Origin of the sequence: Acinetobacter sp. AOR12_HL (assembly GCF_027855275.1) — a bacterium.
In the GTDB taxonomy this organism is placed as follows: domain Bacteria; phylum Pseudomonadota; class Gammaproteobacteria; order Pseudomonadales; family Moraxellaceae; genus Acinetobacter; species Acinetobacter baumannii.
Map to the genome: position 1 here is coordinate 227,970 of NZ_JAKTIJ010000005.1, position 20,352 is coordinate 248,321.

18 protein-coding genes are annotated in these 20,352 nt (G+C 41.3%); 15 read left to right on the plus strand and 3 right to left on the minus strand.

Going from position 1 to position 20,352, the window contains the following annotated elements; genetic code table 11:
* Nucleotides 1-3 precede the first annotated feature (3 nt).
* The 4 genes from eda (at nt 4) to MKL36_RS02160 (ending at nt 4,510) form a co-directional block, all read left to right on the plus strand.
* Nucleotides 4-624 carry a bifunctional 4-hydroxy-2-oxoglutarate aldolase/2-dehydro-3-deoxy-phosphogluconate aldolase gene (gene eda / locus MKL36_RS02145; protein ID WP_000034283.1) on the plus strand — a complete coding sequence of 207 codons (621 nt, stop codon included), beginning with the start codon at nt 4-6 and terminating at the stop codon, nt 622-624.
* A gap of 195 nt (nt 625-819) precedes the next feature.
* The gene (locus tag MKL36_RS02150) at nt 820-2,178 is read left to right on the plus strand and encodes a GntT/GntP/DsdX family permease (RefSeq protein WP_000450961.1); all 1,359 of its coding nucleotides are present in this window, start codon (nt 820-822) and stop codon (nt 2,176-2,178) included.
* Nucleotides 2,179-2,195: 17 nt separating this feature from the next.
* A complete protein-coding gene (locus MKL36_RS02155; protein WP_001978744.1) occupies nt 2,196-2,708 on the plus strand; it encodes a gluconokinase in 513 nt (170 codons plus the stop codon).
* A gap of 173 nt (nt 2,709-2,881) precedes the next feature.
* On the plus strand, nt 2,882-4,510 hold the full coding sequence (locus MKL36_RS02160) for an NADP-dependent glyceraldehyde-3-phosphate dehydrogenase (RefSeq protein WP_001072702.1): 1,629 nt from the start codon (nt 2,882-2,884) through the stop codon (nt 4,508-4,510).
* 105 nt (nt 4,511-4,615) lie between these two features.
* Here the strand turns inward: MKL36_RS02160 and MKL36_RS02165 are convergent, their stop codons facing one another.
* Nucleotides 4,616-5,881: a glutamate-5-semialdehyde dehydrogenase gene (locus MKL36_RS02165; RefSeq protein ID WP_001154159.1), complete on the minus strand. Its 1,266-nt coding sequence runs from the start codon at nt 5,879-5,881 to the stop codon at nt 4,616-4,618.
* 299 nt (nt 5,882-6,180) lie between these two features.
* On the opposite strand from MKL36_RS02165, the gene MKL36_RS02170 reads away from it, so the two are divergent.
* Nucleotides 6,181-7,494, plus strand: a complete 1,314-nt coding sequence (locus MKL36_RS02170) for an alpha/beta fold hydrolase (protein WP_001084486.1) — start codon at nt 6,181-6,183, stop codon at nt 7,492-7,494.
* A gap of 53 nt (nt 7,495-7,547) precedes the next feature.
* On the opposite strand, the gene MKL36_RS02175 is transcribed toward MKL36_RS02170, so the two are convergent.
* Nucleotides 7,548-8,390: a class I SAM-dependent methyltransferase gene (locus MKL36_RS02175; RefSeq protein ID WP_000191938.1), complete on the minus strand. Its 843-nt coding sequence runs from the start codon at nt 8,388-8,390 to the stop codon at nt 7,548-7,550.
* A 324-nt stretch (nt 8,391-8,714) separates the two neighbouring features.
* Nucleotides 8,715-9,734 (minus strand): beta-N-acetylhexosaminidase, encoded by a 1,020-nt coding sequence (nagZ, locus tag MKL36_RS02180; protein WP_000578583.1) that lies wholly within the window; start codon nt 9,732-9,734, stop codon nt 8,715-8,717.
* A gap of 192 nt (nt 9,735-9,926) precedes the next feature.
* Here nagZ and MKL36_RS02185 point away from each other — a divergent pair, with 192 nt between their 5' ends.
* The 10 genes from MKL36_RS02185 (at nt 9,927) to hisS (ending at nt 20,347) form a co-directional block, all read left to right on the plus strand.
* The gene (locus tag MKL36_RS02185; RefSeq protein ID WP_000776302.1) at nt 9,927-12,110 is read left to right on the plus strand and encodes a carboxy terminal-processing peptidase; all 2,184 of its coding nucleotides are present in this window, start codon (nt 9,927-9,929) and stop codon (nt 12,108-12,110) included.
* A gap of 138 nt (nt 12,111-12,248) precedes the next feature.
* Nucleotides 12,249-13,547, plus strand: a complete 1,299-nt coding sequence (locus tag MKL36_RS02190) for a glycosyltransferase family 4 protein (RefSeq protein ID WP_086374126.1) — start codon at nt 12,249-12,251, stop codon at nt 13,545-13,547.
* A gap of 24 nt (nt 13,548-13,571) precedes the next feature.
* A complete protein-coding gene (locus MKL36_RS02195; protein WP_000669565.1) occupies nt 13,572-14,123 on the plus strand; it encodes a phosphatase PAP2 family protein in 552 nt (183 codons plus the stop codon).
* 99 nt (nt 14,124-14,222) lie between these two features.
* The gene (gene iscX / locus MKL36_RS02200) at nt 14,223-14,423 is read left to right on the plus strand and encodes a Fe-S cluster assembly protein IscX (RefSeq protein WP_000524328.1); all 201 of its coding nucleotides are present in this window, start codon (nt 14,223-14,225) and stop codon (nt 14,421-14,423) included.
* Between the two features lie 113 nt (nt 14,424-14,536).
* Nucleotides 14,537-14,968, plus strand: a complete 432-nt coding sequence (gene ndk, locus MKL36_RS02205) for a nucleoside-diphosphate kinase (protein WP_000963851.1) — start codon at nt 14,537-14,539, stop codon at nt 14,966-14,968.
* 122 nt (nt 14,969-15,090) lie between these two features.
* Nucleotides 15,091-16,323, plus strand: coding sequence for a 23S rRNA (adenine(2503)-C(2))-methyltransferase RlmN (rlmN, locus tag MKL36_RS02210; RefSeq protein ID WP_000093084.1), 1,233 nt, complete (start codon nt 15,091-15,093; stop codon nt 16,321-16,323).
* Between the two features lie 15 nt (nt 16,324-16,338).
* Entirely contained in the window at nt 16,339-17,139 is an 801-nt protein-coding gene (gene pilW, locus MKL36_RS02215) for a type IV pilus biogenesis/stability protein PilW (RefSeq protein WP_004738086.1), read from the plus strand.
* Nucleotides 17,130-17,921 (plus strand): helix-turn-helix domain-containing protein, encoded by a 792-nt coding sequence (locus tag MKL36_RS02220; protein WP_000405163.1) that lies wholly within the window; start codon nt 17,130-17,132, stop codon nt 17,919-17,921. The genes pilW and MKL36_RS02220 overlap by 10 nt, the downstream gene beginning before the upstream one ends.
* Before the next feature lie 21 nt (nt 17,922-17,942).
* Nucleotides 17,943-19,058: a flavodoxin-dependent (E)-4-hydroxy-3-methylbut-2-enyl-diphosphate synthase gene (gene ispG, locus MKL36_RS02225; RefSeq protein WP_000572095.1), complete on the plus strand. Its 1,116-nt coding sequence runs from the start codon at nt 17,943-17,945 to the stop codon at nt 19,056-19,058.
* Nucleotides 19,055-20,347, plus strand: a complete 1,293-nt coding sequence (gene hisS, locus MKL36_RS02230; RefSeq protein WP_000095253.1) for a histidine--tRNA ligase — start codon at nt 19,055-19,057, stop codon at nt 20,345-20,347. Before ispG ends, hisS begins: the two co-directional genes overlap by 4 nt.
* The last annotated feature ends 5 nt before the right edge of the window (nt 20,348-20,352 follow it).

The following is a 20,352-nucleotide window of genomic DNA, read 5'->3' on the forward strand; positions in this document are numbered from 1 at the left end:
GTAATGAGCAAGATTGAAGATGTTGTCAAATTAGGTCCAGTAATTCCGGTGTTGGCTTTTGACTCTGCCGAACAAGGTGAACATGTATCACGTGCGTTGCATGCTGGTGGTGTAAAGGTACTGGAAATTACTTTACGTACAGCAGCTGGGCTTGCTGCCATTGAACGTGCATCTCAGTTAGCAGATGACATTGTGGTAGGTGTAGGAACGATTACTAAGCCTGAGCATTGCGCGCAAGCTAAAAAGGCTGGTGCTAAATTTGGGGTATCACCTGGTTTGACCAAAGACTTACATTTGGCTGCACAAGATGCAGGTTTACCTCTTTTACCAGGCGTAATGACACCGAGTGATCTTATTCAAGCGATTGAGTTGGGCTACGACATTGTGAAGTTTTTCCCTGCTCAACAGGCAGGTGGGGTTGAGATGCTAAAAGCATTTTATGGTCCATTTCCAAACTTACGTTTCTGCCCAACAGGTGGAATTACAGCAGAGACAGCTCCAGATTTCTTAAAGCAACCTAATGTGGTGTGTGTAGGTGGGTCATGGTTAACGCCTAAACCTGTTGTCGCTGCACAAGATTGGGCTGAAATTACCCGTTTAGCCCAAATTGCAAGCCAGTTGTGAGTTTTACGAAAGTAATTGTGGTTTAAAAATCTAAAGTGTCTTTTAGGTGCTTTAGATTTTTTGTGATGCTGTGACTGGCGGTTGCCAGTCATACTAAATATAAAAAATGAGTGCTTCAACAATGAGTATATCTCTGGTTGAAGACCTTTATTTAGGCAGTGCCTAGATAACATTATTCCAAGGAGAAAGTGTCACATGGAGACGGTTCAGGGTGGCATGTTGCTTGTCTATACTTTAATTGCGATCGTTGCTTTGATTGTCATGATCGCGAAGTTTAGAATTTACCCCTTTTTAGTTCTTATTATTGTTTCTCTTGGTTTAGCTCTTGCAGTTGGCATGCCAATGGACGGGATTGTTAAATCATATGAAGCAGGTACCGGTAAAACACTAGGTCACCTTGCGATTGTGATTGCGTTAGGAACCATGCTTGGCAAGATGATGGCCGAGTCAGGTGGTGCAGAGCGAATAGCAATTACTTTAATTAAATGGTTTGGTGAAAAACATATTCACTGGGCCATGATGTTCATTGCGTTAATTGTAGGGCTTCCGGTATTTTTTGAAGTTGGTTTTGTACTTCTTATTCCAATTGCATTCAATATTGCCAAACGTACAGGTAAATCATTATTAATTGTTGGTTTACCTATGGTTGCGGGTCTATCGGTCGTACATGGGTTGATTCCACCGCATCCAGCCGCTTTGCTTGCGGTACAGGCTTACCATGCCGACATCGGTAAAACCATTATGTACAGTTTGTTGGTTGGCGTCCCGACGGCGGTTGTTGCAGGTCCATTGTATGCATTATGGATCAACAAATATGTCAAATTGCCTGAAAATAATCCTTTAGCAAAGCAGTTTGTTGAAGCAGATGCTAACAACACACGTGAATTGCCGAGCTTTGGGATTACCTTATTTACGATCATGCTACCAGTTGCATTGATGCTAGTTGGTAGTTGGGCAGATGTTTTCTTTGCACCAAAAACGTTCCCAAATGAGTTATTACGCTTTATTGGTACTTCTGATATTGCATTGCTTATTGCTGTTTTGGTCAGCTTTATTACTTTTGGCACCATGCAGGGTTTTAACCGTGAACAAATTGAAAAATTCTGTGGTGGATGTCTAGCTTCAATTGCGGGTATTTTGCTGATTGTTGGTGCTGGTGGCGGTTTCGGCGGTATTTTAAGAGACAGCGGAATTTCTAATGAAATCGTCTCTACTGCTTTAAAAGCAAACCTTTCACCATTGTTATTAGGATGGCTTGTTGCTGCTCTCATACGTCTGGCAACAGGTTCGGCTACTGTTGCGATGGCCACGGCTTGTAGCATTGTTGCACCTATTGCGGCAGCAGCAGGTGTAGTCGTTAGACCTGAACTTTTAGTATTAGCGACAGGTTCTGGATCATTAATTTTCTCGCATGTAAACGATGCTGGTTTCTGGCTAATCAAAGAATATTTTGGAATGACAGTTGGGCAGACACTGAAGACTTGGTCTGTACTGGAAACAATTATTTCGGTACTTGGTTTGTCTTTCACATTGTTGCTTAGTGCTGTTTTGTAATTAGAGGTAGGTAATCCATGATAGTGATAGCAATGGGTGTTTGTGGCACAGGGAAAACCCTTATTGGTGAGTTGTTATCAGAGCGTTTGGCTTGTGAGTTTCTTGATGGCGATACGCTTCATTCAGCTGCAAATAAAAGTAAGATGAGCCAAGGTATCCCTTTAACCGATGAAGACCGCTTGCCGTGGTTGCAAGCTATTCGTCAGGCAATTGAAGCAAAACAAAGAGATGGTGAAACGGCTGTGTTTACATGCTCATCTTTAAAGCGGATGTATCGCGATATTTTAAGAGGGCAGGACCAAAATGTTAAGTTTGTATATCTAAAAGGTTCTTATGAACTATTACAGCAAAGACTTGCAGAAAGATCTGGTCATTTTTTTGATCCAGCATTGTTACAAACCCAACTAGATACATTAGAGGAACCTGATGTGAATGAAGCAATTGCTATTGATATTGCTCTCACACCAGAACAGATCATTGAACAAGTTATCCAGAAGCTAGGGGTAACTGATAGTGTGTGTCGGGGGTAAATTCATCTAGAAAATATCGAAACTATCCATGCTTTAAGAATTCACCTTGTGGTCTACGGTTCAAGCAAGGTGAGTACTGATAATAATAGTGGTATTGATCCGAATAAAACCTGATTACAGGGGCGAGTTCGGGAATATATAAAAGACATACAAATAATAAGGTATTAAGAAGAATGAATCAGTTAAATAATTTACAGCATAAATTTCCAGTAGTGGACGGTATTCCTGAAAGTGTACGTTTGCCATCTCAAATTCATCAGCGTGTCTCACTCGTGGATGGTGAGTTGAAGTTATGGGCTGGTGCAACCAAGAAAACATTATCTCCGATCTGGATACAGCAGCCTGACGGTAGCCTACAGCAAGTTGAACTTGGTAGTTACCCAGTCATGGGCGAAAAAGAAAGCGATGAAGCATTAGAAGCAGCGGTACGAGCTTATAACAATGGTCGTGGCGAATGGCCAATGATGAAGGTTAGTGAGCGTATTGCATGTATGCAAAATTTCATTCAGCGCATGGTAGAGCAACGAGATTTGATTATTAAGCTGATCATGTGGGAAATTGGCAAGAGCTTGGCCGATTCAGAGAAAGAATTTGATCGTACTATTACCTACATGCGTCAAACCATTGATGCCCTGAAAGATCTGGATAATGCTAACTCCCGCTTTGTAATTGCTGAAGGCACCATTGGTCAAATTCGTCGTACTCCATTAGGTGTTGTGTTGTGTATGGGACCATACAACTACCCGCTGAACGAAACCTTCGCAACCCTGATCCCGGCTATGCTGATGGGTAATACTATTATTTTTAAACCACCTCAATTTGGAACCTTACTATTTGAACCATTGCTAGAGGCATTTCGTGATTCATTTCCAAAAGGGGTGATCAATACCATTTATGCACCAGGTTCTCTAGTGGTGCCGCATTTGCTGGCATCTGGGCAAATTAATGTACTGGCACTGATTGGTTCTAGTAAAGTGGCCGACCACTTGAAAAAGCAACATCCTAAATCTCACCGTCTGCGTGCGATTTTGGGGTTGGATGCGAAGAATGCAGCTATCATTTTGCCAGATGCTGATTTGGACCTGACAGTGAAAGAGTGCCTGTTGGGTGCATTGTCATTCAATGGTCAGCGTTGTACAGCTTTAAAAATGCTGATGGTGCACCGTTCGATAGCCGATGAGTTTGTTAACCGTTTAACGACTGAGCTGGCTAAGTTGAAAGTAGGTATGCCGTGGGAAAAAGGTGTATCTATTACGCCGCTACCGGGCATGCACCGTACAGCCTACATGACTGAAGTGATTGAAGATGCTGTGGCAAAAGGAGCAAAAGTGGTTAATCCGGAAGGTGGTGAATTTTGCAAAACCATGTTCTATCCGGCCGTAGTTTATCCAGTGACTGAGGGGATGAGACTGTATCGCGAAGAACAGTTTGGTCCAGTGGTACCAGTTGCTGTTTATGATGATATTGAAACTGTATTGGATTATGTCACTACTTCTGATCATGGTCAGCAGGTGAGTATTTTTGGTAGTGACCCAGCGCAAATTGGCCATTTAGTCGACACACTCGTACATCAAGTTTGTCGTGTAAACATCAACTGTCAGTGTCAACGTGGTCCTGATGTATTCCCATTTGGTGGCCGTAAAGATTCTGCAGAAGGTACACTTTCTGTGCATGATGCGCTTCGTGCATTCTCGATTCGCTCTATGATTGCGGCTAAACAGACGGATGACAGTAAAGGTATGCTGGCTTCTATGGTGTCTGAGCACTATTCTAAATTTGTGAATACCGACTTTATTTTCTAATTGATCTATGGTTAAAAAAACCAGCCTTCGGGCTGGCTTTTTTATGGGAAATAACAAAATAAAAACGCCTGATATGGATCAGGCGTTTTTATTTAAGTAGGAGGCTTATTGACGAATTTGACCGTCACCTAACACAATCCATTTTTGAGAAGTTAAACCTTCTAAGCCAACAGGGCCGCGTGCATGAATCTTATCTGTTGAGATACCAATTTCAGCACCTAAACCATATTCAAAGCCATCGGCAAAACGAGTTGATGCATTAACTACGACAGAGCTTGAATCTACACGAGCCAAGAACTGACGAGCTAAAGTGTAGTTCTCTGTCACAATTGCATCGGTATGATGCGAACCATATTTGTTGATATGGTCAATTGCTTCATCAATACCGCTAACCACTTTAACTGCAAGAATTGGCCCTAAATATTCGGTATACCAATCTTCTTCTGTCGCAGGTTTTACAGTAGTACCCAAAATACGACGTGTTTCTGGGCAACCACGTAACTCAACTTGTTTTTCAGCATAAAGCTCAGCAATGTGTGGTAAGAAAACTTCTGCAATTTTTTCATCAACGAGCAGAGTTTCCATTGCATTACAAACGCCGTAACGATGTGTTTTAGCATTCAAGGTAATTGGTAATGCTTTTTGTAAGTCTGCTTGTGCTTCCACAAACACATGACAGTTACCATCAAGATGCTTAATTACAGGAATACGAGCTTCGTTGGTTACACGCTCAATTAAGCTTTTACCACCACGTGGAACAATGACATCTACATACTCAGCCATAGTAATGAGGTGACCAACCGCTGCGCGGTCAGAAGTTTCAATCACTTGTACTGAGTGCTCAGGTAAACCAGCAACTTTTAAGCCATGCTTCACCGCTTCTGCGATTGCTTTATTTGACTCAAGTGCTTCTGAGCCACCACGTAAAATAATGGCATTGCCCGATTTAATTGCTAAAGATGCAGCTTCAAGTGTGACATTTGGACGTGATTCGTAAATCATACCAACGACACCTAGAGGTACACGCATTTTCCCAATTTGAATGCCTGTGGGGCGATATGCAAGATCCGTAATTTCCCCAATTGGATCGACAAGCGCGATCACATCTTTTAAACCTTGCAACATCCCTTTAAAACGTGCGGGCGTAAGCTCAAGACGATCAAGTAAGGCGCTGTCGAGCTGGTTGCTACGACCTTTTTCCATGTCGATTTGATTCGCCGCCAAGATAGCTGCTTGGTTGTTTTCCAAAGCAGTATAAATAGCAGAGAGTGCATGATTTTTAAGTGAGGTAGAAGCACTTGTTAAGACGCGTGAAGCATCACGTGCTTGTTGCCCAACTTTTTGCATATATTGTTCAATTGAATCTTGCATAGCATTTTTTAATCATTTACCAATGACTACGATAGTAGCAGTCAAATGCGGAACAATGAATGGCTTTTTTGGAAAAATGTGACCGCTATAAAAAAACATTTAAATATTTTGCAAACTATTCGCGGCTTAAACAGGATGAGCGGTCAATTCAGCGATTGCGTATATTTCAGACAATTGTTTAGAATGGACTTGTGCAATACAAACTAATACAAATTTTAAAGATTTGTGCATAAAAGATTACATGTTCAAGAAGGAACTCTTGCAGCATAAAAAAATTACAGCAAGGAGGAAGCAAGGATATGAATTCCATTATTCAAATGGATTCGGAGATAAACCAAGCTTATGCCGGTTTTGGGTTTTTCGATATCTACCATAGAGATAGTTTTAAACAGCCGGCTCGTACCACATGGATTGACGGTTGGAAAATTGAATACATGGCGATTGCAGACCCACAAACGATTCACAAAACACCGATTGTGATTGTTGGTGGTGCTTTTCAAAATTTTAACTCGTATAAATATTGTGTTGAGCAACTATTTGAAAGTGGCCCGGTGATTTTAATCGACTTGCCATCTATGGGCGCAAATCAACAAATTACCAATCGAGATACCGGAATTTCTGCTGGAACATTAGAGCTTCCCGATTTGTCGGAAATGTTAGGACGTTGGCTAGATATCGTCGGAATTCAAAAAGTTTCTGTAATGGGAATGTCGTTGGGTTCAGTTGTTGCTTCATGTTTTGCTTATCATCGTCCAGATTTGATGGACCGTATGATTTTAATGGGTGTCATGCAAAAGACCCGTAAAAGCTGGCGGATGATTCTGGAAGAGTCGCTCAAACTCATGCAAGAAAATCGTATGGAAGAGTTTGGGCAAGCGGTAATTTTATATTTGGTGAATCATGCCAAATTAGATAAAACACGTATGTCGCCTACAGCTAAAAAATTATTTTTTAGGCAAATGGCAGAATTTACGGGTACTGAAAGAGAACGTTATGAAATTAACTGTAATCGCCTTTTGCGTTTAACAGATGTACCTATTCCAGAATGTAAGACACTGGTCGCAGCAGGGCAGTACGATAGTTTTACTTTGCCTCATGAAAATGCCAATTTTGCTTTGCAATGTCCGGATATGGAATTTGCTCTGATTGCTAACGCCGACCATGTGCCGCAGCTCCAGCGCCGTAAAGAAACTATGAGTTTGTTCACTTCATTTTTGAAAGGTGAATCTATCCAAAATCTGGATGGCATTATTCCAATGACGCGTGAGCAAATGCAAAACATGGAACGCCGAGGTGAAGAGCGTATACCAGTTCTCCAGCCTAAAACGAAACTGAGCCACCGTGAATGTGAAACAGAGGTGCCAGTGACGATTGTTGACGTGACTTTTTTTGGAATGTATTTGAAATTAGATGATGTAGCACAGCTTGAGTTTGTAAATGAACATCCACGTGATTTGGCTTTACATTTAGAAGATGAAGAGGGTGCTTTCTCGATTGAGTGTTTAATTTTTGAAGCTACTGAACAAGGAGTCCGTGCCTTATTTAAACATGGTAGCTTTGAGCTTGCTGACCGTTTAAGCCGCTTCATTGCTCGCCAGAAACAAGCAGCTTAACGTTTAATTCTTTTATGATTTGGAAGCCTCAAAACTCACGAGGCTTCCATTTTTTATTTTAATTGAGCATGGATAGTCCAGACTAAGTCGCCTAAATGCTCTTCATCGCTGTTTTTAGAAACTTGTCCAAAGAATATTTGAGGTTGTTCAACGTTAACTTGACTAAAGCCTGCATCTTTAAAAAAGTCTTTCACTTCTAGTGGAGTCTTAAAATGAAAACTAAATGAGCTTCGAGACATAAGTTTAAGTAATTTACTACTGTTCCAGATAATACTAGCAAGTTTGTTTTTAACGGGTTCAGGATACAGGTCAGTTAAATAATGAAGCTTTTTAAAGGAAGCGCCATAGTGGGCAATGGATTGGATCAGTTGCTTTAATAAGTCTTTATCAAAATAGTTAATTAAACCTTCACTGATTACAACTAATGGGCGATTAGAGTCAAACACTTCGAATGCTTGAGCAAAGGCTTCGGTAAATAAATCGACTGATAAAACTTCAGGTGCATTTTTTTCAATTTGTTGTAATGCATTTTGCTTTGTCTGAGCCATATCGGGCAAATCAAGCTCTCGATAGCTAATGGAAGGATAATGCTGCCTAAACCACCAACCACGTGGTGATAAACCACAAGCAATTTCAAGCACCTGTAAATCAGGGTTTTCTTGAATTAACTTCTCTAAATCATGATCAAGCATGGTATGGCGCTGTTTAAGCGTCGTGCGCATGCTGCCGCCCACATATTTCTCTGCCCAAGACTCTAATGGGTGAACTAAATATGCCAGTGATTTGCCTTTGCTGGTGGCAAGTGCTTCATGTGAGATCCCCATTTGATACCAGATATAACCCGTATAGTGGGCTGTAAAAGAGATGTGGCGGTGTTTTGAAAGGTGTTGTGTCATTCGTCCTGAACTCGATTTATTGTTTTTGTGTGATCTTCATTATTAATAACAATGAAGAGGTTCTAATGCATTGATGGTGAATGAACCTGCATGGCGGAGCCCTGTCAATTAGGTTGGCATTCTGGGATGAACTTTCAGTTGGAGTTACTTTTCTTTCGGGAAAAGTAACCAAAACCATTGTCATACGCAAAACCTGTTCACTTTCTGCATCTATCAAATATATTGAAGCAATCAATATCCTTCAGCAGATGAGCAGGTTGCGTATGACTTATCCGCGTATCAGATAGTGAATAGGTTTTTGTAGCCAATTAAAATTTTACTAACTTAAATCGAATTTTTAAACTCTTCAATGGCTGTTTTGACAGCTTGCCAGTCATTTCCAAGCGATAAAGTTTCACCAACTTGGATTTGTGGAATTCGACCACGCATACGTTCTAAACGCTCTTGATTTGGTAGTTCTAAGTTTGCAATACCATCGAGTGCTGTACATGCTGCACTACGGTCATTACACACTAGCCCCATATCACAGCCTGCTGCCAGAGCTGCTTGAATACGCGCGTCTGCACCCCCAGCGACACAAGCAGCTTGCATGCTTAAGTCATCGGAGAAAAGTACGCCATTAAACTTCAAGCGATTACGAAGGACTTCTTGAATCCAGAAAGGTGAGAAACCTGCCGGATTTGGGTCAACCTGATCATAAATCACATGTGCAGGCATGAGCGCATCTAGCTCAGGCATAAGCTTAATAAAGCTTTGCATGTCATGATTATAAATTTCGTCATAGCTACGGCTATCGATTGCGGCTGCGACATGTGAATCGGCTTTTACCGAACCGTGACCAGGGAAGTGCTTACCGGTATTTGCCATGCCGGCTTTTTTCATACCGCGCATAAATGCACCAGCAAGTGGAGCGATATCTTCGATATTTTTAGAGAAGCCACGGTCACCAATTACATCGCTAATTGCATTCAGATCTAAAACTGGCGCAAAACTAAAATCGATCCCCACAGCCAAAACTTCAGTTGCCATTAACCAGCCGCACTGTTCAGCTAATTCAAGTGCTTTTTGAGGTTGAGTGATATAGAGCTCGCCAAAACGGCCCATGGCTGGCAATAATGTAAAGCCAGATTTTAGACGTTGAACGCGACCACCTTCTTGGTCGACAGCAATCAAAATATCTGGGCGAACTTGGCGCATATGGTCGGTTAAAGCACGGACTTGTTGTGGTGATTCAATATTTCGTGCAAATAAAATCATGCCACCGACTTGCGGAGCTTGTAATAGTTCAATATCTTCTTGAGTAAGTTCTGTGCCGGCTATGTCCAGCATCAACGCGCCAATCATATTGGTTCCATTTGAATTTTGATTGAAAAACAATAAGCGAATTTTGCAATGATTTGCTACATTTTGTCAGTACAGAATATGATAAAACTACACGGTATAAACAATTTAGTTGGTTAAGATGTTGAATCTGCTTAGTTCATATCGAAAACAGAGCGTGTAAGATACGAACACCCAAGGAAGTATTAAGAATTTATGAAACTTCAAACTATAGCTTGTGCAGTAGCAATCGCGACTGGCGGTTTATTCTTCTCTCATACGATGAACGAAGCAAGAGCAGCAACCAATACTGCTGCTGTTTCTCAATCGATCCAGCCAACGCAAGAGCAAGCCTTGGTGGCTCGTCAACTGGCAACTTTAGTAGACCGCCAACATTATTTAAATATGCGTCTGGATGCGAACACATCTAACCGTATTCTTGATATGTACTTAGACAGTCTTGATCCGGACCACTCATTATTTTTAGACGCTGAAGTTCAAAACTATAAAAAGCTCTATGGTTCAAATTTTGGTGCTTCATTAAAAGCGGGGAATTTAACTGGGCCATTTGCTATTCACCAGCAATATCGTGAGCGCTTAAAACAGTTTTATGAGTTCATGCTTGCTGAGTTGAAGAAACCACAAAATTTAAAACAGCCAAATACTTTTATTGAAGTAGACCGCGAAAAAGCACCGTATTTTAAAACGTCAGCTGAACAGCAAAATCACTGGCGTAAAATGCTGGTTTCTCAGTTAATTAATTTAACGATTAGCCGTGAAGAAGAGCAGGCGAAACAAAAGGCGTTAAAAGAAAACCCTTCACTTGCTGATGGTCAAGACTTAACAGGCCCAGAAGATTTAACGCCAGCTCAGACGTTGACTAAGCGTTATACGCGTCAGCTTGAAAGAATTAGTCGTGTGAAAAGCGACGATGTGTTGGATAAAACATTAAATGCAATGTTGGCAACTTATGATCCGCACAGTAACTATTATCCGCCAATTGATGCGATAGAGCTGAACCGCCAAACAACCTTACAACTTGAAGGTATTGGGGTATCGATTCGCCCAGAACGTGGTAATGAAGATTACACCAAGATTGAAACTATTGTAGAAGGTGGTCCTGCAAGTAAGTCTGGTCAAGTGAAATCAGGAGACCGAATCGTTGGTGTCGCTCAAGAGGGCGGCAAAATGATCGATGTGGTCGGCTGGTCGAGTTCGGAAATTGTTGGGTTGATTCGTGGTAAGCGCGGTACAAAAGTAACGTTGAAGCTTCTTGGTGCTGGTGCATCAATGAGTCAAGCACGCAATGTGACTTTGGTACGTGATGTTATTCAAGAAGAAGATGCCGGTGTTCGTTCACGTACAGTTGAAGTGACACGTGATGGTAAAAAGCATCTATTAGGTGTGATTGAAATTCCATCGTTCTATTTTGACTATCGTTCACGTCGTGCCGGTCAACAATATCGCTCAGTTTCTGAAGATACTGCAAATGCGTTTGAGGCATTAAAAGCCAAGAAAGTTGAAGGTATTATTATTGACCTGCGTAATGACCCAGGTGGCTCATTAGAAGAAGTTGCACGTATGCTTGGACAAGTGATTAAGTCAGGTCCAGTTGTGCAAATTCGTGATGGTAATGGCAACGTAAGTGTATTTGAAGACAACGATGGTGGTCAGCAAATCTATACAGGTCCACTCGCTGTATTGGTGAACTTGGCATCAGCATCTGCAAGTGAAATTTACTCTGCTGCAATTCAAGATTATGAGCGTGGCATTATCATTGGTAGTACAACCACAGGTAAAGGTACAGCTCAGGTCCAACTCGATACTTTGGCATATGGTCAAGCAACCTTAACTCAGCGTAAATTCTACCGTGTAACTGGTGGTAGTACACAAAACAAAGGTGTAGTGCCAGATATTAAGCTTGTTGATATCTATAACGAAGAGTTTGGTGAGCGTAAATCGAAAAATGCGTTGAAGTGGGATACGATTCCGACTGCACCATTTAAGCGTGAAGGTTCAGTGCAGCCATATGTAGCGAAGCTGTCTCAACTTTCGGAACAACGCGTTGCTGTTGATCCACAGTTTAAGTATTTAAATAAACGTACAGCAATTGCGAAGGTTACGAGTGATCAGAAACAAGTTGTGCTTGATATTGATAAGCGCCGTGCAGAGCTTTTGAGTTTAGAAAAGCAAACTTTAGATGCTGAAAATGAACGTCGTATAGCAACAGGTCAAAAACCTTTCCCTAACTGGGAAAGCTATCAGGCTTCTTTAGATGCTCTAGCTGAATCTCGTGCCAAAATGAAAGCTAATCAACGTCCTGCGTTGCCAGAAGAAGAAACGTTCGTAAATGAAGCTGCGAATGTATTGATGGATTATGCGAAATTGCAGAACCGTTAAGTTCTCTTGTCTGCTTTATGAAAAAGCACGCTGTTCTCAGCGTGCTTTTTTAATTTTTATGTCAGTAAACTGTCATGCATTTATCATCAAAGTGTCAAGAAAGCTGCTTAATCTTTAAGCATGAAAATAAATATACTGATGGATGGCGCTATGCAAGGCTCATACGCGACAGCACTATTAAAACAACAGCAACTTCCTGAAAGCTTCCAATTCTATTTTAAACAAAAACAGCATTTGTCTAATACTCAGGAATTGCACCAACTTCACGAGTTGGTTCGTCCTCGTTTAAAAATTGCGATTGTGACAGAAACATGGCCGCCTGAAATTAATGGTGTAGCACTCTCTTTGTTGCAGTTATGCCAAGGTTTACAGAAACAAGGGCATAAAATTCTACTTGTTCGACCTGAGCAAAAAGCCAAATGTCATGATTTTTTGCCAGAACAAGAATGTCTGGTCATGTCACAAGCGATTCCAAAATATCCAACTTTGCAATTTGGCTGGCCCCAATATTTAAAAGTTTCAAAAGCTTTTGAAAAATTTGTGCCAGATGTCGTACATATTGTGACTGAAGGACCGTTAGGTTTAACAGCCATGCAAGCCGCAAAAGCCAAAGATATTCCGGTCTCTAGTGGTTTTCATTCGCCGTTTCAAGATTTTAGCAGGTTCTTCGATTTGGCCTTTTTGGTGAAGCCGATTCAAAAATACCTTTGCTGGTTCCATAACAATACTCAAGTGACCTGTGTTCCAAGTAAAGATACGGAAGAGGCTTTACGCGGTTTTGGCATTACATGTCCTCTAGTCGTTGTTGGGCGAGGAGTGGATACTACTCGGTTTTCACCAAAACATCGCTCAGAAAGCTTACGCCAGCAATGGGGCGTTGATTCCAATACACGTGTCATGTTGTATGTAGGTCGTTTATCACCGGAAAAAGAAGTCCAGCTGATCGTTGAGAGTTATGCAGCTATGCAAAACATTCAGCAACAGAAAACTAAACTGGTTGTGGTGGGAGATGGCCCGGATCTTGCTCGATTAAAAGCACTACCTGAAGCGAAAAATGTTATTTTTACGGGTAGTTTGCGCGGGCACGATTTGGCAGTCGCATATGCAAGTGCCGATGTCTTTGTATTTGCAAGCCAAGTTGAAACGTTTGGTAACGTAGTTTTGGAAGCAATGGCGAGCGGTTTGCCAGTTATCGCGTATGATTATGCATGTGCACACCAGTATTTAATACATGGCGTAAACGGTTGGTTAAGCCCGCTTGGGCATAAGAACCATTTTATACAACAAATTTATCAGCTTCCTTCAATACAACAACTTAGAGAAATGGGCATACAAGCCTGTCATAAAGTACAGCAAAGCGGTTGGCAACTTCCGGTACAGCAATTAGAACAGGCATTTTATCAGGTAGTGAAGGAACCCTCGGCGGACTTCACCTAAGTATCCTAAAATAGGAGAACAACCATGAAATTTAAGAATGCAAAAATAAAAATACTCGATCTCGATTTACGAGGCTGCTTATATCTCAATAATTTCTCTCATTCACAGCGTGTGGCATTATTCTTTAAAATTATTAGCCGTGCTGGTGACGGACCTTTTTGGTATCTTATGTTGGCGATTGTATGGGGAATGCAGGGCATTACCTATAGCTTGCAAATTATCTATTTGCTACTTGGTGGTTCGGTTGGGACAGCAATTTATAAATTCTTAAAACATAAAACCACGCGTCCACGTCCTTACCAAGTACATCAGGTGATTGTTCTCGGTGAAAGACCACTCGATCACTTTAGTTTTCCATCAGGTCATACGTTACATGCTGTCATGGTGACAATTGTGTTGGGGTATATCCAACCTGTGTTGCTTGCAGCGATGTTGCCGTTCATGGTGCTTGTGGCATTGTCTCGTATGGTACTTGGACTTCACTATCCGAGTGATGTGATTGTGGGCGCACTTATTGGTGCAGCAGTAGCAAGTCTGATTATTTTTGTCGCGCCATTATTGGGCATTGCTTTATAACGAACAGTAATTTTTATCAGCTTAAGCTATCGATTAGGTTTGTGGATTTGCTAAAGTACACAGTTCTTGATTTAGCAGATTAAACAGATAGGAGCCGCTATGGGCTTACGTTGGACAGATACGATTGATATTGCCATTGAATTGTCAGAAGCACATCCAGAAGTTGATCCGCAATGGATTCGGTTTACCGATTTACATGCATGGGTTTGTGCGTTACCAGACTTCAGTGATGACCCAAATAAATCAAGCGAAGGATTGCTAGAAGCTATCCAAATGGCTTGGTTGGATGAAGTTCGCTAAAAACAGTAGAAAAAATCGCAACTTTTACACATTCAAAGCTGATTATTGCCTATGACATCGGTATAATGCGGCAAATTTTTTAAAGTTTAAATCTTAAAATAAAGGAGCCACTCATGGCAATTGAACGTACTTTGTCTATCGTAAAGCCAGATGCTGTGTCTAAAAACCACATCGGTGAAATTTTTGCTCGTTTCGAAAAAGCGGGTTTAAAAATTGTTGCGACTAAAATGAAACACCTTTCTCAAGCTGATGCTGAAGGTTTCTATGCAGAGCACAAAGAACGTGGTTTCTTTGGTGACTTAGTTGCATTCATGACTTCTGGTCCAGTTGTAGTATCTGTTCTTGAAGGTGAAAACGCAGTTCTTGCTCACCGTGAAATCTTAGGTGCTACAAACCCTAAAGAAGCGGCTCCTGGTACTATCCGTGCTGATTTCGCTGTAAGCATCGACGAAAATGCTGCTCACGGTTCTGACTCAGTTGCTTCTGCAGAGCGTGAAATTGCTTACTTCTTTGCTGACAACGAGATCTGCCCACGCACTCGTTAATCGAAAGCATTCAAACCAGATAAGTGGTATACTACTTATCTGGTTTTTTTATTCTCTCAAGAGCATATTGTTTGATTCTTGAACAATATATTCTTTTTTTGACATGGTTTAGGTAAATACACATGAGTTCTGCAGTGGTCGTTTCATCTGAAAATCTTGATGGACAGCAGCAATCTTCGTCCACGCCAGCATCGCCTGCTGCCGAAAAAGTGAATTTACTCGGCATGTCACGTGCTGAATTAGAAAAATTCTTTGAAGATATTGGTGAGAAAAAGTTTCGTGCCGGTCAGGTTATGAAATGGATTCATCAATACTTTGTTACTGATTTTGCTGAAATGACCAATATTTCAGGTAAATTACGTGCAAAGCTTGAACAAATTTGTGAAATTAAAGCCCCTGAAGTCGTACACCGTCATTATTCAAAAGACGGAACACGTAAATGGGTGTTTCGCGTAGGTGAAGGTTCTGGCTCTTTAGTAGAAACTGTATTAATTCCTGCCGAAGATAAAACAGGTTCACGCAAAACTTTGTGTATTTCTTCACAAGTGGGCTGCGCATTGGACTGCTCATTTTGTTCAACAGGTAAGCAAGGTTTCCAGCGCGATTTAACGCCAGATGAAATTATTGGGCAACTTTGGATGGCAAACTATTCTTATATGGAAGAAGTGCCTGTTGCTGAGCGCGAGCGTTCAGTGACCAATGTCGTGATGATGGGTATGGGTGAGCCATTGCTCAACTACGATGCTGTATTAAGCTCAATGCACATTATGCTCGATGACTTTGCTTATGGTATGTCAAAACGTCGTGTGACTTTGTCAACGTCAGGTGTTGTGCCAAAAATTGACCAACTTGCGAAAGATATTGATGTTGCTTTAGCAATTTCCCTACATGCGCCAAATGATGAATTGCGTAATGAACTTGTGCCTATTAATAAAAAATATCCATTGGCTCAGTTGATTGCGGCATGTCAGCGTTATATTGCAAAAGATGGTAATGAAAGCGCGCGTAAACATGTGACCATTGAATATGTCATGTTAGAAGGTGTGAACGACCAACCTGAACATGCACAGCAGTTGCTTAAATTACTTAAAAACTTACCAAGTAAAATTAACTTGATTCCATTTAATCCGTTCCCTCATGCGCCATATGGACGCTCAAGTCGAAATCGTATCATCTCTTTCCAAAAAACTTTGTCTGATGCAGGATTTGTGTGTACGATTCGTCAAACACGTGGCGATGATATTGATGCCGCATGTGGACAATTGGTCGGCCAAGTTGCTGACCGTACGCGTCGTGCTGAGCAGTGGCAAAAGAAAGTGGCTCAACGACAAGAGATTTTACGTACACAAGGATAATATTGAGGGCAGACTTTGAGTACTCCGAAGTTGAAGATCATGTTATGTATGGGGGTTGCTGTTGCACTTTTGGCAAGTGGTTGTCAGACTTCGCAAACGGTTAAAAAGGACCCGGAAAAAGCAGTAAAAGTGCGTACGCAGCTTGCTGCCGAATACATTCGTTCTGGTGACTTGGATTCTGCAAAGCGTTCTCTTGACCAAGCGTTAAGTGTCGATAGTCGTGATGCAACGGCAAATATGATGATGGGTATTTTATTGCAACAAGAAGGCAGTAAACCCAATTTAGAAAAAGCAGAACATTACTTTAAGCGTGCAATTTCGTCTGAACCAGACAATGCTCAGGCACGTAATAATTATGGTACGTATTTGTACCAAATGGAGCGTTATAATGATGCTATTGAGCAATTTCGTATTGCTGGTGCAACATTAGGCTATGATCAACGTTACCAGGCTTTAGAAAATCTGGGGCGAATTTATTTAAAACTAGGCGATATTGCGAGTGCTGAAAAAACATTCAAACAAGCACTTCTTGCTAACCGCGACTCTTACATTTCAATGTTAGAGTTAGCAGAAATTTTTTATTTGCAGCAGCAGATTCCGGCTGCTACACAAATGTATGAACAATATGTTCGTACAGTGGGGCAGAAAAATCAGGGTGCACGCGCACTTTGGATTGGTTTAAGAGTGGCTCGAGCCAATGCGGATAAAATGGGAATGCAAGTTTTAGTAAACCAGTTACGTGCTTTATTCCCGGAAAGTCCAGAATATCAACGTTATTTGCAATTACAGTATAGTACTGAGGCCGTATGGAAATAAATCCTAATTCACAGCAGCCAACTGGCTCAAGCTTACCGACTTCTGCTTTAGGAAATATTCAACGTCCTGGTGAGTATTTACGTCAAATTCGTGTTTCTCAGAAAAAAGAATTAGAGCAAGTATCTTCAGATTTAAATATGCCGCTGAAAACGCTCAATGCGTTAGAACAAGACGACTATAAATCTTTGCCAGAAGCGACTTTTATCAAAGGCTATTATCGTTCTTATGCGAAGTATTTAAATACTGATGCAACTGCAATTATCCAGCGTTTTGATGAGATTTATGCAAACGATACTGGGCTTTTGCCAAATCATGCTTTAAACAACTCACCAATTAAAATCATGGGTAAATTACCGGGTTCTAATAGTGATCGTAACAAAAAATGGTTAAAGCGCGCACTGCTTGCAATTTTGATTATTGCTGTCGTGTCATTAATTGTGATGGGTGTCCAAAAATGGACCTCAAACAAAGAAGATGCTGAGCTGCCAAAAGCAAATCAGTCTAATGTTGAAGTTTTACCTATGAAAGGGAACACCTCTGCAACAGTGGGTGACCAATTGGTGTTAAACTTTAACCGTCCAACTTCTGTTCATATTGTAGATGCAACAGGGAAGGTTTTAGCGACGGGTCGTCAGGCATCGACTTTAACCTTAAATGGTGAGTCTCCATTCCAGATTCGTCTTGATGATGCAACGGCTGTGTCATTAAGTCTAAACCAAGAACAGATTTCATTGTCTCCATATACGGTAAACGGTAAAGCTGAATTCCGTTTATCCCGCTAATACCATGAGTTGAGCGATACAATGATAGAGAACCCAATTAAACGTCGACCAACACGTAAAATCCGTGTTGGTTCGGTCTATGTCGGTGGCGATGCACCTATTAGTGTGCAAAGTATGACAAATACCGAAACTTGCGATGTTGACGCAACTGTGGCTCAGATTGAGCGCTGTGTTGATGCAGGTGCAGATATTATGCGTGTTTCAGTACCTTCTATGGAAGCTGCTGAAGCCTTTGGTGCAATCCGTAAGCGTGTTTCAGTTCCATTAGTTGCTGATATCCATTTTGACCATAGAATTGCTTTGGCAGTTGCAGATTATGGCGCGGACTGCTTGCGTATTAACCCGGGCAATATCGGTTCAGACCAGAAAGTTCGTGAAGTTGTGGCTGCGGCACGTCATCACGGTATTTCTATGCGTATTGGCGTGAACGCGGGTTCTCTAGAAAAAGATTTACAGAAAAAATATGGCGAGCCTACAGGGCAGGCACTTCTTGAGTCAGCTTTACGTCATATTGATATTTTAGACCGTCTTGACTTCCATGAGTTTAAAGTCAGCGTAAAAGCATCGAATGTGTTTTTAACCATGGATGCTTATCGTTTGCTTTCACAACAAATTGATAATCCATTGCACTTGGGTGTAACCGAGGCTGGTATTTACCGTACAGGTACTGTGAAATCAGCGATTGCTCTTGGTGGGTTATTAATGGAAGGCATTGGCGATACGATGCGTATTTCGCTTGCTGCTGAACCTGAAGATGAAATCAAGATCGGTTTTGATATCTTAAAATCGCTTGGCCTACGTTCTAATGGTATTAACTTTATTGCTTGTCCAAGTTGTTCTCGCCAAGAATTTAACGTGATTCAGGTGATGCAGGCTTTAGAAGAGCGTTTAGAAGATATCCGTACACCAATGGACGTTTCGGTTATTGGCTGTAAGGTAAATGGCCCAGGTGAAGCAAAAGAAGCAGATATCGGGGTTGTTGGGGCTGCGCCTCGTTCATTGGTTTATCGTAATGGTGAAAAAAGCCATTTAATTGATACCAATCAATTGGTTGATGAAATCGAAACTATGGTTCGTCAACGTGTTCAAGAGCTTGAAGAAGCTAAATCTAAAGAAATTATTCGTAGTTCATCATGAGTTCAATTGTCGCAATCAAAGGTTTTAATGATGTTTTACCAACGCAAACAGCAGCGTGGAGACGTCTCGAGCAGCATTTAGCATCTTTAATGGATGCTTATGGTTACCAACAAATTCGTTTGCCGATCGTTGAACAAACGGGACTGTTTAAACGTGCTATTGGTGATGCTACCGATATCGTAGAAAAAGAAATGTACACATTCTTCGATAAAGGAAACCCACCTGAGTCACTGACTTTACGTCCGGAAGGAACAGCGGGTTGTGTTCGTGCGTTAGTTGAACATAATTTGTTGCGTGGTGCTACGCCACGTGTGTGGTATATGGGACCTATGTTCCGTTATGAAAAACCACAAAAAGGCCGTTACCGCCAATTCCACCAGTTTGGCGTGGAAACTTTTGGTGTAGCGACTCCAGATATTGACGCTGAATTGATTATGTTGACTGCCCGTTTGTGGAAACGTATGGGTGTTGATCATATGGTTCAACTTGAGTTGAATACTTTGGGTGAAACAGATGAGCGTACGGAATATCGTAATGCTTTGGTTGCGTTCTTAAATGAACATAAAGATGCTTTGGATGAAGATTCACAGCGCCGTTTAACAACAAACCCATTACGTATTTTAGATTCTAAAATTGAGTCGACTCAGAAAATTCTGGAAAATGCGCCGAAATTACATGACTTCTTAAAAGAAGACAGTTTAAGCCACTTCCAACAATTACAAGATTATTTGACTGCTGCAGGCATTAAATTTGTAATTAACCAAAAATTGGTACGTGGTCTAGATTATTACAATAAAACTGTTTTTGAATGGACAACAACAGCATTAGGTTCGCAAGGTACAGTATGTGCAGGTGGACGCTATGACGGTTTGGTTGGCCAGTTAAAAGGTAAGGCTGATCAGTCTGTTCCAGCGGTCGGTTTTGCAATGGGGATGGAGCGTTTATTGCTTCTACTTGAGCAAGTCGAACAAGCTGAAATTGTACGTGACTGTGAAGCTTTCTTGGTTGCAGAGCCTGCTTATCAATCTAAAGCATTAGTTTTGGCAGAACAATTACGTGATCAGTTGGAAGCTGCGAATAGTAACATCCGCATTAAAACTGGTTCACAAGGCAGCATGAAGAGTCAGATGAAAAAAGCTGATCAGGCTGGGGCTGTTTACGCCATAATTTTGGGTGAACGTGAGTGGGAAGCACAGCAGCTTGCTATCAAAGAGTTGGCAACAGCTGAGCAATCACAAGTTGCATTGGCTGAACTTGTACCATTCTTAATTGAAAAATTTACAAAATAAACTGA

Coding starts and splice junctions, on each gene's coding strand:
- eda (WP_000034283.1), top strand. CDS start 4: ATGAGCAAGATTGAAGATGTTGTCAAATTAGGTCCAGTAATTCCGGTG.
- MKL36_RS02150 (WP_000450961.1), top strand. CDS start 820: ATGGAGACGGTTCAGGGTGGCATGTTGCTTGTCTATACTTTAATTGCG.
- MKL36_RS02155 (WP_001978744.1), top strand. CDS start 2,196: ATGATAGTGATAGCAATGGGTGTTTGTGGCACAGGGAAAACCCTTATT.
- MKL36_RS02160 (WP_001072702.1), top strand. CDS start 2,882: ATGAATCAGTTAAATAATTTACAGCATAAATTTCCAGTAGTGGACGGT.
- MKL36_RS02165 (WP_001154159.1), bottom strand. CDS start 5,881: ATGCAAGATTCAATTGAACAATATATGCAAAAAGTTGGGCAACAAGCA.
- MKL36_RS02170 (WP_001084486.1), top strand. CDS start 6,181: ATGAATTCCATTATTCAAATGGATTCGGAGATAAACCAAGCTTATGCC.
- MKL36_RS02175 (WP_000191938.1), bottom strand. CDS start 8,390: ATGACACAACACCTTTCAAAACACCGCCACATCTCTTTTACAGCCCAC.
- nagZ (WP_000578583.1), bottom strand. CDS start 9,734: ATGATTGGCGCGTTGATGCTGGACATAGCCGGCACAGAACTTACTCAA.
- MKL36_RS02185 (WP_000776302.1), top strand. CDS start 9,927: ATGAAACTTCAAACTATAGCTTGTGCAGTAGCAATCGCGACTGGCGGT.
- MKL36_RS02190 (WP_086374126.1), top strand. CDS start 12,249: ATGGATGGCGCTATGCAAGGCTCATACGCGACAGCACTATTAAAACAA.
- MKL36_RS02195 (WP_000669565.1), top strand. CDS start 13,572: ATGAAATTTAAGAATGCAAAAATAAAAATACTCGATCTCGATTTACGA.
- iscX (WP_000524328.1), top strand. CDS start 14,223: ATGGGCTTACGTTGGACAGATACGATTGATATTGCCATTGAATTGTCA.
- ndk (WP_000963851.1), top strand. CDS start 14,537: ATGGCAATTGAACGTACTTTGTCTATCGTAAAGCCAGATGCTGTGTCT.
- rlmN (WP_000093084.1), top strand. CDS start 15,091: ATGAGTTCTGCAGTGGTCGTTTCATCTGAAAATCTTGATGGACAGCAG.
- MKL36_RS02220 (WP_000405163.1), top strand. CDS start 17,130: ATGGAAATAAATCCTAATTCACAGCAGCCAACTGGCTCAAGCTTACCG.
- ispG (WP_000572095.1), top strand. CDS start 17,943: ATGATAGAGAACCCAATTAAACGTCGACCAACACGTAAAATCCGTGTT.
- hisS (WP_000095253.1), top strand. CDS start 19,055: ATGAGTTCAATTGTCGCAATCAAAGGTTTTAATGATGTTTTACCAACG.